The organism is Caballeronia sp. LjRoot34 (assembly GCF_964253815.1).
GTDB lineage: Bacteria > Pseudomonadota > Gammaproteobacteria > Burkholderiales > Burkholderiaceae > Caballeronia.
In genome coordinates this window covers 339,189-352,223 of the sequence record NZ_CAXUSB020000003.1, presented here as the reverse complement: position 1 = coordinate 352,223, position 13,035 = coordinate 339,189, and the positions used below count along the sequence as shown (strand labels likewise).

General features: G+C 61.4%; 11 protein-coding genes. 4 read left to right on the top strand and 7 right to left on the bottom strand.

The genetic code is table 11. From position 1 onward, the window contains the following. The first annotated feature begins 18 nt into the window (after positions 1 to 18). Positions 19 to 945, top strand: coding sequence for a family 2A encapsulin nanocompartment shell protein (locus tag ACSQ36_RS32580; protein ID WP_436185228.1), 927 nt, complete (start codon positions 19 to 21; stop codon positions 943 to 945). Beyond that, positions 920 to 2,953: a family 2A encapsulin nanocompartment cargo protein cysteine desulfurase gene (locus tag ACSQ36_RS32575; protein WP_436185227.1), complete on the top strand. Its 2,034-nt coding sequence runs from the start codon at positions 920 to 922 to the stop codon at positions 2,951 to 2,953. Before ACSQ36_RS32580 ends, ACSQ36_RS32575 begins: the two co-directional genes overlap by 26 nt. A gap of 84 nt (positions 2,954 to 3,037) precedes the next feature. On the opposite strand, the gene ACSQ36_RS32570 is transcribed toward ACSQ36_RS32575, so the two are convergent. The 3 genes from ACSQ36_RS32570 to ACSQ36_RS32560 form a co-directional block, all read right to left on the bottom strand. Further along, positions 3,038 to 3,826: a MetQ/NlpA family ABC transporter substrate-binding protein gene (locus ACSQ36_RS32570; protein ID WP_436186437.1), complete on the bottom strand. Its 789-nt coding sequence runs from the start codon at positions 3,824 to 3,826 to the stop codon at positions 3,038 to 3,040. Between the two features lie 181 nt (positions 3,827 to 4,007). Continuing rightward, entirely contained in the window at positions 4,008 to 4,217 is a 210-nt protein-coding gene (locus tag ACSQ36_RS32565) for a dodecin (protein WP_213763793.1), read from the bottom strand. Positions 4,218 to 4,252: 35 nt separating this feature from the next. Further along, the gene (locus ACSQ36_RS32560; protein WP_436185226.1) at positions 4,253 to 4,849 is read right to left on the bottom strand and encodes a nitroreductase family protein; all 597 of its coding nucleotides are present in this window, start codon (positions 4,847 to 4,849) and stop codon (positions 4,253 to 4,255) included. A gap of 386 nt (positions 4,850 to 5,235) precedes the next feature. On the opposite strand from ACSQ36_RS32560, the gene ACSQ36_RS32555 reads away from it, so the two are divergent. Next, positions 5,236 to 6,300, top strand: coding sequence for an LLM class flavin-dependent oxidoreductase (locus ACSQ36_RS32555; RefSeq protein ID WP_213763791.1), 1,065 nt, complete (start codon positions 5,236 to 5,238; stop codon positions 6,298 to 6,300). 51 nt (positions 6,301 to 6,351) lie between these two features. Here ACSQ36_RS32555 and ACSQ36_RS32550 read toward each other — a convergent pair whose 3' ends face one another. The 4 genes from ACSQ36_RS32550 to ACSQ36_RS32535 are packed head-to-tail and all read right to left on the bottom strand — an operon-like array spanning position 6,352 to position 10,753. Then, positions 6,352 to 6,996 (bottom strand): DUF2894 domain-containing protein, encoded by a 645-nt coding sequence (locus tag ACSQ36_RS32550; protein ID WP_436185225.1) that lies wholly within the window; start codon positions 6,994 to 6,996, stop codon positions 6,352 to 6,354. Beyond that, entirely contained in the window at positions 6,989 to 7,636 is a 648-nt protein-coding gene (locus tag ACSQ36_RS32545) for an OmpA family protein (RefSeq protein WP_436185224.1), read from the bottom strand. Before ACSQ36_RS32545 ends, ACSQ36_RS32550 begins: the two co-directional genes overlap by 8 nt. Beyond that, positions 7,633 to 9,999: a DUF802 domain-containing protein gene (locus tag ACSQ36_RS32540; protein WP_436185223.1), complete on the bottom strand. Its 2,367-nt coding sequence runs from the start codon at positions 9,997 to 9,999 to the stop codon at positions 7,633 to 7,635. The genes ACSQ36_RS32545 and ACSQ36_RS32540 overlap by 4 nt, the downstream gene beginning before the upstream one ends. Before the next feature lie 10 nt (positions 10,000 to 10,009). Beyond that, positions 10,010 to 10,753, bottom strand: a complete 744-nt coding sequence (locus ACSQ36_RS32535; protein WP_436185222.1) for a DUF3348 domain-containing protein — start codon at positions 10,751 to 10,753, stop codon at positions 10,010 to 10,012. Between the two features lie 296 nt (positions 10,754 to 11,049). On the opposite strand from ACSQ36_RS32535, the gene ACSQ36_RS32530 reads away from it, so the two are divergent. Beyond that, on the top strand, positions 11,050 to 12,972 hold the full coding sequence (locus ACSQ36_RS32530) for a PAS domain S-box protein (protein WP_436185221.1): 1,923 nt from the start codon (positions 11,050 to 11,052) through the stop codon (positions 12,970 to 12,972). Positions 12,973 to 13,035 lie beyond the last annotated feature (63 nt).

Sequence of the window (13,035 nt, the reverse complement as noted above, 5' to 3'; positions counted from 1 at the left end):
CAGAAAGGGGGTTTGAAAATGGCAACACCCGGTCACAGCGCACTCGGCGACCATGCCGCACGGCAGTTGGCGAACGCCACCAAAACTGTCCCGCAGCTTGCAACCATTACACCTCGCTGGCTCACGCATCTGCTGCAATGGGTGCCGGTCGAGGCAGGCATCTATCGTCTGAATCAGGTGAAGAATCCGGAAGCCGTGACTGCCACATGCACCGCGCGCGAAGACGAAAGCCAATTGCCGACCACCTTTGTGCCTTATGAAGAGGAGCCGCGCGAATATTTTCTGAACGCCGTGAGCACGATTGTCGAGGTGCATACGCGCATCTCCGATCTTTACAGCAGCCCGCACGACCAGATCAAGGAACAACTGCGCCTGACGATTGAGACGATCAAGGAATTGCAGGAGAGCCAGTTGATCAACAACCCTGACTACGGGTTAATTGCGAATGTCGCGGAAGAGCAGCGCGTGCTGCCGCTGACCGGCGCGCCGACTCCGGATGATCTCGACGAACTGTTGACCAGGGTATGGAAGGAACCAGCGTTTTTCCTGACCCATCCGCTGGCGATCGCCGCCTTCGGCCGCGAGTGTACGCGCCGTGGCGTGCCGCCTCCAACCATCAGCCTGTTCGGCTCGCAATTCCTCACATGGCGTGGCATCCCGCTGATTCCGTCAGACAAGGTAACCGTGGACGACGGCAAGACCAAGATCCTGCTGCTGCGAGTCGGCGACAAGCGCCAGGGTGTGGTCGGTCTTTATCAGCCGGGCGTGGCAGGCGAGCAGGGGCCGGGGTTATCGGTGCGTTTCATGGGAATCAACAATCAGGCAATCGCTTCCTACCTGGTGTCGCTGTATTGCTCGCTTGCAGTGCACACGCCGGACGCGTTGGCGGTCCTCGAGGACGTTGAGGTTGGCAAGTACCATGACTATGCCCACACCTACCAGTAGTTCGCCGACAGCTTATCCCGACCCAACGTCAGCGCTTCCTGCCGGTTTGCCCGATCCAGCGATGCTGGCGCGTCTTGCAAACGCGTTTTTTGCCGCGTTGCCGGGCAGCACGCTTGGCGGCAACGGTGTGCCTGGCAGTGCGCCCTCCGAGCTTGCCGCGGCGGCGCCTGCCTTGCCGGCTTCGACGAATCCGGTGCCGCCGGGCTCTCCGATGGCGGGACCGTCCGGCGCAGGCAGCGGCATACCGGGTGCAGCGATACCGCAAGGCAAGGTGCCGGGTGCCAACCTTGCGCCTTCAGCGCCGACCCACGTTCTATCGCTCGGCAATCGTGCGCCTGCCTTGTTGCCGCATGCCGCTGCGCAGAACGGTTTGCCCGACAATCTGGTGACGATCGCACCCGCGCTTGACAGTCGCTACGGGGGTACCGCGCTCGGTGTGCCGGAAGCCGCGGCGGCGAATCTGCCGGCCGATGGGGCTGCCGGTCGCAGCAGCGCATCACCTTACTATTTCATCGATATCGCTAGGCCTCCGTCGTATGGCGTTGAGGACGGACCATTGCCCACGGCATCGCTGCTCGATCCGTTGGGTGTTCCGTCACTGCTGCCTGCTGGAGAGTCCGCGAACGCTGGCCCGCCGCAAGGATCGTCGTTTGGATTGCCGCGCGGTTTTGCGGAGTCGGCTCCCGCCCGGCCGGACGCCACCGAGCGTTATTTTCTCGAGGATATCCGCTCGCCCGGGACGCCGGCATCGGGCCGCACATCGGACCCTGCCGCGCAGGCGCAGTCTGGCCATCCCCAGTTCGATGTAAACGCGATCCGACGCGACTTCCCGATCCTGCAGGAGCGTGTGAACGGCCGGCAGCTTGTATGGTTCGATAACGCGGCCACTACACAAAAGCCGCAGACCGTCATCGATCGTCTCGCCTATTTCTATCTGCACGAGAACTCCAACATTCATCGTGCGGCACATGCGTTGGCGGGTCGCGCGACTGATGCCTATGAGGGAGCCCGCAACAGGGTTCAACGCTTTATCGGCGCCTCGCAGCCCGAGGAGATCGTGTTTGTGCGCGGCACGACCGAGGCGATCAACCTGATTGCGAAGTCGTGGGGAGTGCAGAACGTCGGGGCGGGCGACGAGATCGTCGTGTCGCATCTTGAACATCACGCGAACATCGTGCCGTGGCAGCAACTGGCTTCGCTGACTGGCGCGACGCTGCGGGTGATTCCGGTTGACGATTCGGGCCAGGTGCTGCTCGAAGAGTACAGCCGGTTGTTGAACGGCAAGACGAAGATCGTCGCGGTGACGCAGGTGTCGAATGCGCTCGGCACTGTCGTGCCGGTCAAGGAAATGGTGGAGATGGCGCACCGCGTCGGCGCGGTTGCATTGATCGATGGCGCGCAGTCGGTGTCGCATATGCGCGTGGATGTGCAGGCACTCGATGCGGACTTCTTTGTCTTTTCGGGTCACAAGGTGTTCGGGCCGACCGGAATAGGTGCGGTCTATGGCAAGCGGGCGCTGCTCGATGCAATGCCGCCGTGGCAGGGCGGCGGCAACATGATCTCGGACGTGACATTTGAGCGGACGGTGTTTCAACCGGCGCCACATCGCTTCGAGGCGGGCACCGGGAACATCGCGGATGCAGTCGGCCTGGGTGCTGCGATCGACTATGTGACGCGCGTCGGCATAGAAAACATCGCGCGTTACGAGCACGAGTTGCTCGACTATGCCACCGCGTTGATGAAGCCGATTCCGGGCGTGCGCCTGATCGGCACGGCGCAGGACAAAGCGAGCGTGCTGTCATTCGTTCTGAACGGCTACACGCCCGAAGAGGTGGGGCGTGCGCTCAGCGAAGAGGGTATTGCAGTACGGGCCGGGCATCATTGCGCACAGCCTATCTTGCGGCGCTTCGGCGTGGAGGCGACCGTGCGGCCGTCGCTCGCGTTCTACAACACGCCGGAAGAGGTCGACCGGATGATCGCCGTGGTGAAACGGCTGGCCAGGCACTGAGCGGCGAGATTGCCCTTGCGGCATGACGCATGTGCGTATGCGCATGAAGGCTTGGACCGCCGACGCAGCCTGATCTGCCGGGTATTAAAACGCCGGTATGATCGCGCCTTTATAGCGCGTGAGAATGAAGTTGCGCACCTCGTCGGATTGATATGCCTTGACGATCTGCTGCACCCACGGCTTGCCGGCATCCTGTTCCCGAACGGCAATCAAGCAGGCGTATGGTCCATCCGCATCCTCTACCAGGATGGTGTCGTGACCGGGATTCAGACCGGCCTTGATCGCATAGTCGGCGTTTATCGTGGTTGCATCGAAATCGTCGAGTGTGCGCGGCAGTTGCGCAGCGTCGATCTCAGTGAACTTGAAATGCTTCGGATTACTAGTGATATCGCGAGGCGTCGCGTTGATGCCCGTGACGGGGTCGATCCCGGAGCGCAGTTTGATCGCGCCTGCTTTCTGCAACAGCAGCAGCGTTCGGCTCTCATTTGCCGGATCGTTCGGAATGCCGATGCTGGCACCATCGGGAAGCGCTGAGAACTGCTTGTACTTTTTTGAGTAGATGCCAATAGGGCCGATCCACGTACGCCCGACGCCCACCAGCTTATAGCCACGTGCACGAATCTGGGAGGCGAGAAAAGGACGATGCTGATAACTGTTGGCGTCAAGATCGCCCGCATCGAGCGCGGCGTCCGGCTGTATGTAGTCGCTGAAGGCCACAATCCGGATATGCAGGCCGTAATCGCGTTCTGCCACCTTTTTGACGGCTTCGAAAATCTCTTCGTGAGGGCCCGTCGTCACACCGATCTTCAGAACTTGCTCTTCCGCGTTCGCATTCAAGCTGCCTGTCAAGACGAGACAGGCGAGTGAAAACAGGGCGATACGTCGGGAGAAACGCAGCAAAAAGGCCACCTTATATTCCTTCACTGAGTACTTGGTTGTTGAGCGCGCAATTTAACGCCGCCTCGCACGCGCGCGAACCAAGTATTTCGGCTATGGAAAGCATCGTCCTCTTGAGCCAAGGTTCCTATAACGTGCGCCGACGCGGCCACCGCGACTAGTCGTCGAGACGAATGCCGACCTTTAGCGTCACTTGCCAGTGCGCAACTTTGCCGCCCTCGACATGACCACGCGTTTCAATGACCTGAAACCAGTCAATGTTGTGCAAGGTTTTGTTAGCCCTTGCCAGGGCGACCGACACCGCGTCGTCACTCGATTGCGTTGACGAGCCGGTCAGTTCAATTTGCTTGTAGACGTGATGGGACATTGGCGTGTTTCCTTGAATAGGTCAGGCGGCATAAGTCAGGCGGCAAATCGACCTTCGGTTGCGATTTCGCCAAGGGGTTTGCGCGGACTGGGCGTTTCTCGCGCCTGTAGCGCCTCCGACAGCGAAGCCTTGTCGCCGAGACGGCCTATCGCGATCCCCGCTTCAATCGAGTAGATATCCGGGATTTTCAACTCTGTCCGGATTCTGTCTCGCTCGATTCCGGCCAGCCCGTGCGCATGCCATCCGGCCAGACTTGCCTGCAGCGCAAGATAGCCCCACGCGGCACCCGTATCGAACGAATGACTGATGGTCGGCACCTCGCCTGTTCCGCCCGGGGGGACAAACGTACTCTTTGAAAGGACGATGACCAACGCCGCTGCATGATTTGCCCAGGTGCGATTGAAGTCGTTCAGGAAACCCAGAAATTGCGGCCAGTGTTCACTGTCGCGCGTCGCGTAGACGAACCGCCACGGCTGCGAGTTATACGAGGACGGCGCCCAACGGGCGGCCTCGAGAAAGGTCAGCAGCGTTGCATTGTCTATAGGTTCCTGGCTAAAGGCGCGGGGCGACCAGCGATTGACGAATTGCGGATCGATAGGGTGATCTGCGCTGCGAGGGTTCGGCGTTGTCATGATGGGTAGTCGCTCGCTGGGTAGTCGTTCACAAGGGAGCCGCGAAGGAAACGGCACGGTGAAGCGGTTGAGTGGCTCGGTTCGAATCAAGCAGTTACTTGAGCGAGTATAAGAACCAGGCACGATTTGATCTAACAATAAATCGGCTGAACCTTATCGCCATAACGCCGCAACGTGATTTCATGTTCGGATATAAGGAACTGAGAAGATGCGGAGAGACGGAAACTCTCACCAGGAATGGCCGTATTGCAGACGAATTGTCATTCCGGTTTTCCTTCTATCGATATGCGAACAAACTGGAAGCGTTGCATTGACCTGCGCGATGTGGTCGACGCATGCTTGCAGGTTCTGATTCTTGTCTTTTTCAATCCACATTAGGTCGACTGATGCCTTCGTCAACTCCCCGCTTCGGCATTTGGGCGCTGGTGCACGGTAGCCGTGCCGCGCTGCAGGATCCTGACGAGCCCTACGATGCGTCATGGGCTCGCAACCGCGACCTCATCCTGGAAGCCGAGCGACTCGGTTTCGACTCGACCCTGGTCGCGCAGCATACGATCAATCCCCATGACGAAAAGCTTGATCAACTGGAGGCGTGGACTGCGTCGGCAGCGTTGGCTGCCTTAACTACGCGCATCGAGATCATCACGGCGATCAAGCCCTATCTCTATCATCCCGTCACCCTGGCCAAAATGGCCATGCAGATTGAAGACATCAGCGGCGGGCGATTCGCGATCAATCTGGTCAACGCGTGGAATCGTCCTGAGCTGGCCAAGGCCGGTATCGGTTTTGCTGAGCATGACGAACGATATGCATACGGCCGTGAATGGATCACGGTTGTGAATGACCTGATGCTTGGAAAGCGTACCAATTTCAAGGGGCGGTTCTTCGACGTGGAAGACTATGTCTTGCGCCCGGCCGACCGCTTTCGGGAGAGACCGCGCATCTATGTCGGCGGCGAGTCGGAGCCGGCGAGGGCACTCGTGGCTGAACGCGGCGATTTCTGGTTCATCAACGGCCAACCGTTGCCCGATGTGCGTCGGCTGATCGAAGACGTGGGAGGGCGTGCCCGTACCGGTGCGCCATTGCGCTTCGGGCTTTCCGCCTTCGTGATTGCGCGGCCAACGGACGGGCAGGCGCAGGAGCATCTCGATCACCTGTTCGCGCTCGCTGCGAAGGATGCTCCCTTGCGTGCATCGCAGAAGGAAAACATCGATCCGAAGGCGGTCATGCACCAGACGTTCGCCAAGTCAGCGCGCGTTGGATCGAATGGCGGGACCGCAGCGGGGCTGGTTGGCAGCTACGAAACGGTAGCGCGGCGTATTGTCGAGTTTCATCGAGCGGGAATCGAATTGTTCATGCTGCAGTTTCAGCCGTTTGAAGCGGATATGAAACGGTTCGCACAAGAGGTCATACCGCTCGTCCGCGAACTGACAGCGCGGGACGATGAGTGAGACACGGGCAGTACCGCGCGTCGTCGCAACCTTTGACTTCTACTCCTGGCGCTAGCGTTGTTTGCCGCGCGTGCTTTTCCGGGGACTCCCAGAGCGAGGCGCATCTTTATCCGGCAAGGCGCCGCCGCCGTTCATCTGTTCCATCCACGACAAGGCGTCGAGGTACGACAAGAACTGCTGCAGATACCCTGGCGACAACTCGCGCATTAGCGAGAGCGAGCGATGCACGAGGCTACTCGAATTGAGCGGACCGGCATTCCCGGGCACTTGTGCAAGCGACTGCCGGAACTGTCTCTCGGCACTGATCTTGGTCCAGGTTTTCCTGAAGTAATCGAGCGCCTCCATTTCTGGATAGGAGGAGCGGGGCAAGGTGTGGCCCGCTTTGGGGCCGTCGCTAGCCACCGATGCACACAGGCTCATGTACTCGATCAGCCCGGCAAGCGCCCCGCGAGCGGGCTCGGCGGCATGGGCGGTTTGGGACGCGGCGTTCTCGAGATCGCGAGCATAGGCCGCGAGCAGTGTGGACAGCCTGTCATCCAGAATCCGTCGCGCCTCGCCGCTGTGGCTGGCCGCTCGCCGATGCAGCGCTTCGATAAAATGAAAGCGGACGGGATCCAGCCGATCGGCGCCGCGCTCGCGCCATGCATCGAGCGTCGAGCGGATGCTAACCGTCACATCACTCGCTTCGCTATTCACCGGGCTTCACCGTTGCGTTCGACAGCCTGGGGACCGGCGCAATTTCCACTCGCCGGTTCCTCGCCCGTCCCTCGTTGTCGGCATTCGAGCTGACGGGCTGCTGTGAGCCGAAAGCGGCCGCGAATACGGAGGCGGAAGGGACGCCTGCATCGATCAACGCACGGGTTACCGTCAACGCGCGCTGCGCTGACAGCTCCCAGTTGTCGGCAAAGCGGCGGTTACTCTCCCGCAACTGCCGGTCATCGGTAAAACCACTCACCATCAGGATCTGATCGTTGGCCTGGAGATAAGCGGTCAGCGGCCCGGCCAGGCTCTTCAATACGTCCCGGCCTTCGGGCTGCAATTGATCGGAGTTGAGCGCGAACAACACGCTGCCGTTGATGCCAATACGTCCGTTGACCAGCGTCACCCGCCCCGCTGCCAGCGGCCCGGCCAGCGCCTGCTCCAGGGTCTTGCGGCGTTGCGTTTCCATCTGCCGTTGCTTGACCTCATGCTCAAGCTTGGAAGACAGCTCCAGTTGCATGCCGATGACACCCACCATGATCAGCATGAAGGCCCCCAGCAGCACCGACATCAAATCGGCGAAGGCAGGCCATACAGGCGCGATCGTCTCCACACCGCCGTCGATATCCTCGCTCATGCGACCGTGGCTCCATCCCCGGCTTCGGCGGACGCACGCCGGCCGGCGAGCTGTTGCAGGTCCTCAACAATCTGCTTCTGCGACATCATGCTCAGGTCGATGACTTCCCGAGCCTGCGCCACGTAATAGGCAAGCTGTTCGTCACTGCGCGCGAGTGACTTGTCCAGCGCGACTTCAATACGTTGAAGGTGAGTCACCAGCTTCTCGTTCGAATCGCCGAACAACTGCACGGCCATGCCGAATGCTTCGCCCAGGCTCGCCACCTCGACGGCGCTGCCGGTGACCTGCGCGGCAACGGCGCCGAGTTTGCCGGTTTCGGCTTCAACCTTGTCGGCGAACTGGGTGCCCACACGCTCCAGCAGACCCGCCGATGTCGCGACCAGCGCGTCAACGGCTGCGCGCTGCTCGGTGGACGCATGGTTCACGGCATCGAGCAGGGTTTCCAGCGTTGCCAGCAGACGGGTGCGTTCGTCCAGCATCGCGGTGTCGCGGACCATGCTGTCGGAGAGCTTCTGGCGCAGTTCGGCGACGACTTCGGCGGCGGCCTTGGGGGCTTCCGATGCCGCTTGCACGAGCCGGGAGATCTCGGCGATCGTGTCGCTTGCGTGCGCCTGCGTCCGGGCCGATATGTCGTGCGCGGTCCGCTCCAGCGTGTCGCAAATTTCCTGCTGCCGGGTCGCGGTGCGCGTGCCCGCCTGCTCCCATTCGCGGCTCAGCGTAGCGGCCATCGAAGCAAGCGTTTCGGTCCAGGCCGCCAGCCGCTGCTGGTCCCGCGATGCCAATTCCGCCTGCAGGTTCGCCGCGGCCTTGGGCGCTTCCGACGCAGCTTGTACCAGCCGGTCGATTTCTGCGATCGTGTTGCTGGCGTGCGCCTGCGTCTGGGCCGATATATCGCGTGCAGTTTGCGCCAGCGTGTCGCACATCTCCTGTTGCCGGGTCGCGGTGCGCGTGCCCGCCTGCTCCCACTCGCGGCTCAACATAGCGGCCATCGAACCGAGCGTCTCGGTCCAGACCGCGAGCCGTTGCTCGTCCCGCGATACCAATTCACCCTGCAAGTCCGCCTGCGACTGGCCGACCGTGCGCAGGAGCGACGCCGAATGCTGCTCGAAGGTCGCTGCGGCCTCGGTCAAGGCCTGCTGGTTGTGATTCGCCAGCGTCTCGCCAGCGCGTTCTTGCCGTGCCAGCGCTTCGTTCCACGCCGCAGACACACTGCCGGCCGTAGCGTCCAGGCGCGCGGCGACACCTTCCAGCAGGCCGGCCGAACGTTGCTCGAAGGTGCCGGTGAATCGATCCAGTGAGGTGCCTAGCTGCTGGACCAGCGCCTCGCTTGATCGCCGGTGTCCCTCCAGTGCCTGATTCCAGATACTGGCCACGGTGGTGGTACTCGCCTCGAATCCGCTCGACAGCCCGTCCAACTGCCGTTGCACGGCCTGCGTGACGGTGGCATGCAACGAAGCCGTCTCGCGGGCAAGGCCTGCCATCGTGGCTTCCATGACCGGCTGCAGCGCCGCGCCGGCGGCGCGGGTGCTGTCGGCGACGCTCTCCTTCAACGACCGCTCCACCGACGAAGCGAGGCGAGCGTAAGTTGCCTCGGCCTTGCCGTGGAAAGCCTCCTGGCTGGCGATCTGCTGCGCGCTGACGGCAAGGTTCTGTTGTTCGATGGCCGCTATCATCATCTGCAGCCGATCGACCAGTTCAGGCATCCCCTCGGCCTGCCGCTGCAGGAGCTTGAAGGTTTCCTCGCGCTGATGGGTCTGCGAGTAGATGCGTAATGTGGTCGCGATCTTCACGTCGAGCATCTGCCCGGCCTCGATCCGCTCGCGCCGGCACAGCGCGGAAAGCAGCCCGAGCATGGCGGATGTGGCTACGCCTGCAATCGAGGTGCCGAACGCAAATCCCAATCCTTTGACCGGTGCGGCCAGCGAGTCGCGTATAGCCTGCAGGTCCGTCGCGCTTTCCAGCGCCATGCCTGTGCCCCTCAGGGTCGCCACCATGCCCAGGAGCGTGCCCAGCATGCCTAGCAACACGAGCAAGCCAACCAGATAGGGCGCAAGCGCCGGCCCCGGCAACGCGACACGCTCGCCTTCGATACGCAGGCGCACCGCATTACGCAAGCTGGGATGCAATCGGTCGAGCCAGGCGGCGAGGCTTGGCGGAGGTTTGGACAGGTCCGCCAGGGCACGCGCCAGGGTGGAAGTGGCTTGGCTGTAGCGTTGCAATTCGAGCGCGCCCGCCAGATAGCAGGCCCCCACGAGCACGGTGACGGCCAACGCCAGCGCGTTCGAGCCAACGTAACCGGCGCCGATCCAGCACACAGCGGCCAGACCCACCAAAAAAACGACAAGATTCAGATATCTGGACATAGCGTCCCAGTTAGCGGGTGCGAAGGGCCGCGAGCAACCCTTCGACCGGTTGAAAACGAAGATCCAGTTCGGCCAGCAACACGCTCTGCATATCTTTGCGGAACACGTTCAGCCACGCGCCCGGTGCAATCGTCGGGGTGTGTTCCGACGCCTGCGCGTCGGCCAGCGTCTCCCGCTCGGTCTTGCGCAACCGCTCGAAATGCGCGCCGAGCAACGCGGGCACGGTGGCCAGCAGACTCCGCTCGCGCGGACCCAGTGCACGCTCCATGACGGCATCCACCTCCGCGAGCCGGCTCATGCCGGGTGTTCTGGCAGCCAGCTTTGCCCGCAAGCGGCTACGCAAGTTGCCGATGCCCGTTTCCATCGTCTGCTGCATGGACAGATACATCTGACGAAAAGCCGGATAGTCGACGGCAGCGTCCAGGGAAGCTCCATGAGAGGCCGTTTGCGCGGACCCATGGCGCTTGGCGGCGGCAGGCGCACTACCGCTAACGATGGCATTCACCAACGTGCTGCGCACGCGGGCGCACTCGGTCTCCTCCGCGCTGCCGAGGGCTTGCGCGCCGGGGGCTACGGCAGGCGGATTACCGTTGAGCGCCGTGGACAGCGCGATGGCGTCTGTCCAGTGGAGCCATTGGCTCAGCCTGTCCGAGAGCGGTTGTCTGGATTCGGTCACATCGACATCCGCCAGGCGAGCCAGCAAGCGAATGAGCGTCGGTCCGTTGAAAGCTGTGCGCTGAGGGGCTTGCACCATACCACCAGAGTCAAAAAGTTCGCTAGTTTACACGCGGACGCGGTGGGAGCCGCCGTGTCCTGATCAACGGGGCTGCCGAGCGCGGAATTTCAGAGTGCCCGACACGCCGCCTGCGACGTCGACTGATCAGACCGCGCCTCTTCCTTTTCGCCTTGCTTGTCACCTGTCGATACGTTTCCGTAAGACGTGTCGATAAATGAATCAATCCAGTACTATCATCGATGAACAAGCGTCGCGTGATGCGATACAGCCTTCTTGGACCACAACTAAAATTACGACACGTGGAAGTCTGAACAATGAAAACCGACGACCGTGCGAAGTTGTGTGGCGTGAGCGAAGAAAAGCGCTTTGAATTGCTCGTCACGAGCATCAGCGATTACGCCATCTACATGCTGAACCCCGAGGGGATTGTCAATAGCTGGAACGCCGGGGCGGAACGGTTCAAAGGCTATGCCGCCCACGAGATCATCGGCCAGCATTTTTCCGTTTTTTATACGGAGGAGGACCGGCGTTCAGGCAAGCCGACCCGGGCGTTACAAACCGCCCGCGAACAAGGTAAGTTCGAAGATGAAGGTTGGCGGGTGCGAAGAGACGGCACGCGATTCTGGGCAAGCGTCGTGGTCGATCCGATCCGCACTCCCTCAGGCCAGCTGATCGGCTTTGCCAAAATCACACGCGACATTACCGAGCGCAAAGCGACCGAAGAGGCGCTGCGCGAAAGTGAGGACAGGTTCCGCCTGCTCGTTCAGAGCGTGACAGATTATGCGATCTACATGATCTCCCCGACGGGGGTGATCACGAACTGGAACGCCGGCGCCGAACGCATCAAGGGCTACAAGCAAGAGGAAATTGTCGGTTCGAATTTCGCGGTCTTCTACACGGAAGAAGACCGTGCTAATGGCATGCCTGCCCAGACGCTGGCAACGGCCGCGAGCGAAGGCCGGTTTGAACAGGAGAGCTGGCGTGTGCGCCGAGACGGAACGCGATTCTGGGCGCACGTGGTGGTCGATTCGATCCGCGACGAAGCGGGGAGGCTGCTGGGATTCGCGAAGGTCACGCGAGATATAACAGAACGAAAGCAGGCAGCGGAGGCGCTTGAGCGAGCCAATGCGGCACTTTTCCAGTCGCAGAAAATGGAAGCGATCGGGCAGCTCACCGGCGGCATTGCCCATGACTTCAATAACCTGCTGGCGATCGTTTCAAGCAGCGTGGATGTACTGGCCGCGCGCGCGCAGAATTATGCCGATACAAAGATACTGGACGCCATGCGACGCGCCGTCGAGCGCGGGGCGCTCCTGACCCAGCAACTGCTTTCGTTCGCCCGTCGGCAACCGCTCAAGGTTGAAAAATATGACGTGAACGCTGTGATCAGCAATTTCGAACCCGTGCTGCGCCGCGCGGGAAATTCCGCTATCGAAATGGACATCCGGCTGGCACGCCACGCCCGGACCATTTTGCTGGATGCCGCCCGTTTCGAGGCGGCGTTGCTGAACCTGGTCGTCAATGCCCGCGACGCCATGCCCACTGGCGGAAAGCTGGTAATCGCCGTCGAGAACGTAGAGCTGGGTGCCGTGGAGGTCGGGAGTCTGGCGCCGGGTGCTTACGTCTGGGTCTCTGTCTCCGATACAGGCTCGGGCATGCCGCCGGCGGTTGTTGCACGCGCGTTCGAGCCGTTCTTCACGACCAAGGAGGTGGGCAAGGGCACGGGACTTGGCTTAAGCCAGGTCTATGGATTCATCGCGCAATCCGGCGGCGACGTCGTGATCGACAGCGAAGAGGGCAAAGGTACGACCATCAGCATGTACTTGCCCGTGATTGAAGGCGCGCCAGACGACAGGATTGCCGCGGCCGGCGACAACGTGGATACGGTTCTTATCGTGGAAGATGAGCCCGACGTGCTCGACGCGGCGGGGCAGCTTTTTCGCAGCATAGGCTACGAGGTTGCGACAGCGGCCAACGGCGTCGAAGCCATGGCGATCCTTGAACGCCGTTCCGACATCGACCTCCTGTTCACTGACGTCGTCATGCCGAAGGGCATCAGCGGTATTCAACTGGCGCGCCTGGCGCGCGAGCTTCGACCCGGTCTCAAGGTGATAGTGGCCTCGGGATATCCCATTCCGGCATTACGCGAGCGGTACGGGCGTATCGAGGATTTTGCCTTCGTCAACAAGCCCTATCGCCTGGCTGAACTTGTAAAAGCGCTAAGAGCGGTGACATAGGCCGGGCGGTTTGCACAATTGACGCGAAGGGGAGGATATCCGCATCCGCCCCCCCTCGTATCT

What these genes read in the sequence shown, in the direction of transcription:
- ACSQ36_RS32580 (WP_436185228.1), top strand. Translation starts at nt 19, where the DNA reads ATGGCAACACCCGGTCACAGCGCACTCGGCGACCATGCCGCACGGCAG.
- ACSQ36_RS32575 (WP_436185227.1), top strand. Translation starts at nt 920, where the DNA reads ATGACTATGCCCACACCTACCAGTAGTTCGCCGACAGCTTATCCCGAC.
- ACSQ36_RS32565 (WP_213763793.1), bottom strand. Translation starts at nt 4,217, where the DNA reads ATGTCCCATCACGTCTACAAGCAAATTGAACTGACCGGCTCGTCAACG.
- ACSQ36_RS32560 (WP_436185226.1), bottom strand. Translation starts at nt 4,849, where the DNA reads ATGACAACGCCGAACCCTCGCAGCGCAGATCACCCTATCGATCCGCAA.
- ACSQ36_RS32555 (WP_213763791.1), top strand. Translation starts at nt 5,236, where the DNA reads ATGCCTTCGTCAACTCCCCGCTTCGGCATTTGGGCGCTGGTGCACGGT.
- ACSQ36_RS32545 (WP_436185224.1), bottom strand. Translation starts at nt 7,636, where the DNA reads ATGAGCGAGGATATCGACGGCGGTGTGGAGACGATCGCGCCTGTATGG.
- ACSQ36_RS32540 (WP_436185223.1), bottom strand. Translation starts at nt 9,999, where the DNA reads ATGTCCAGATATCTGAATCTTGTCGTTTTTTTGGTGGGTCTGGCCGCT.
- ACSQ36_RS32535 (WP_436185222.1), bottom strand. Translation starts at nt 10,753, where the DNA reads ATGGTGCAAGCCCCTCAGCGCACAGCTTTCAACGGACCGACGCTCATT.
- ACSQ36_RS32530 (WP_436185221.1), top strand. Translation starts at nt 11,050, where the DNA reads ATGAAAACCGACGACCGTGCGAAGTTGTGTGGCGTGAGCGAAGAAAAG.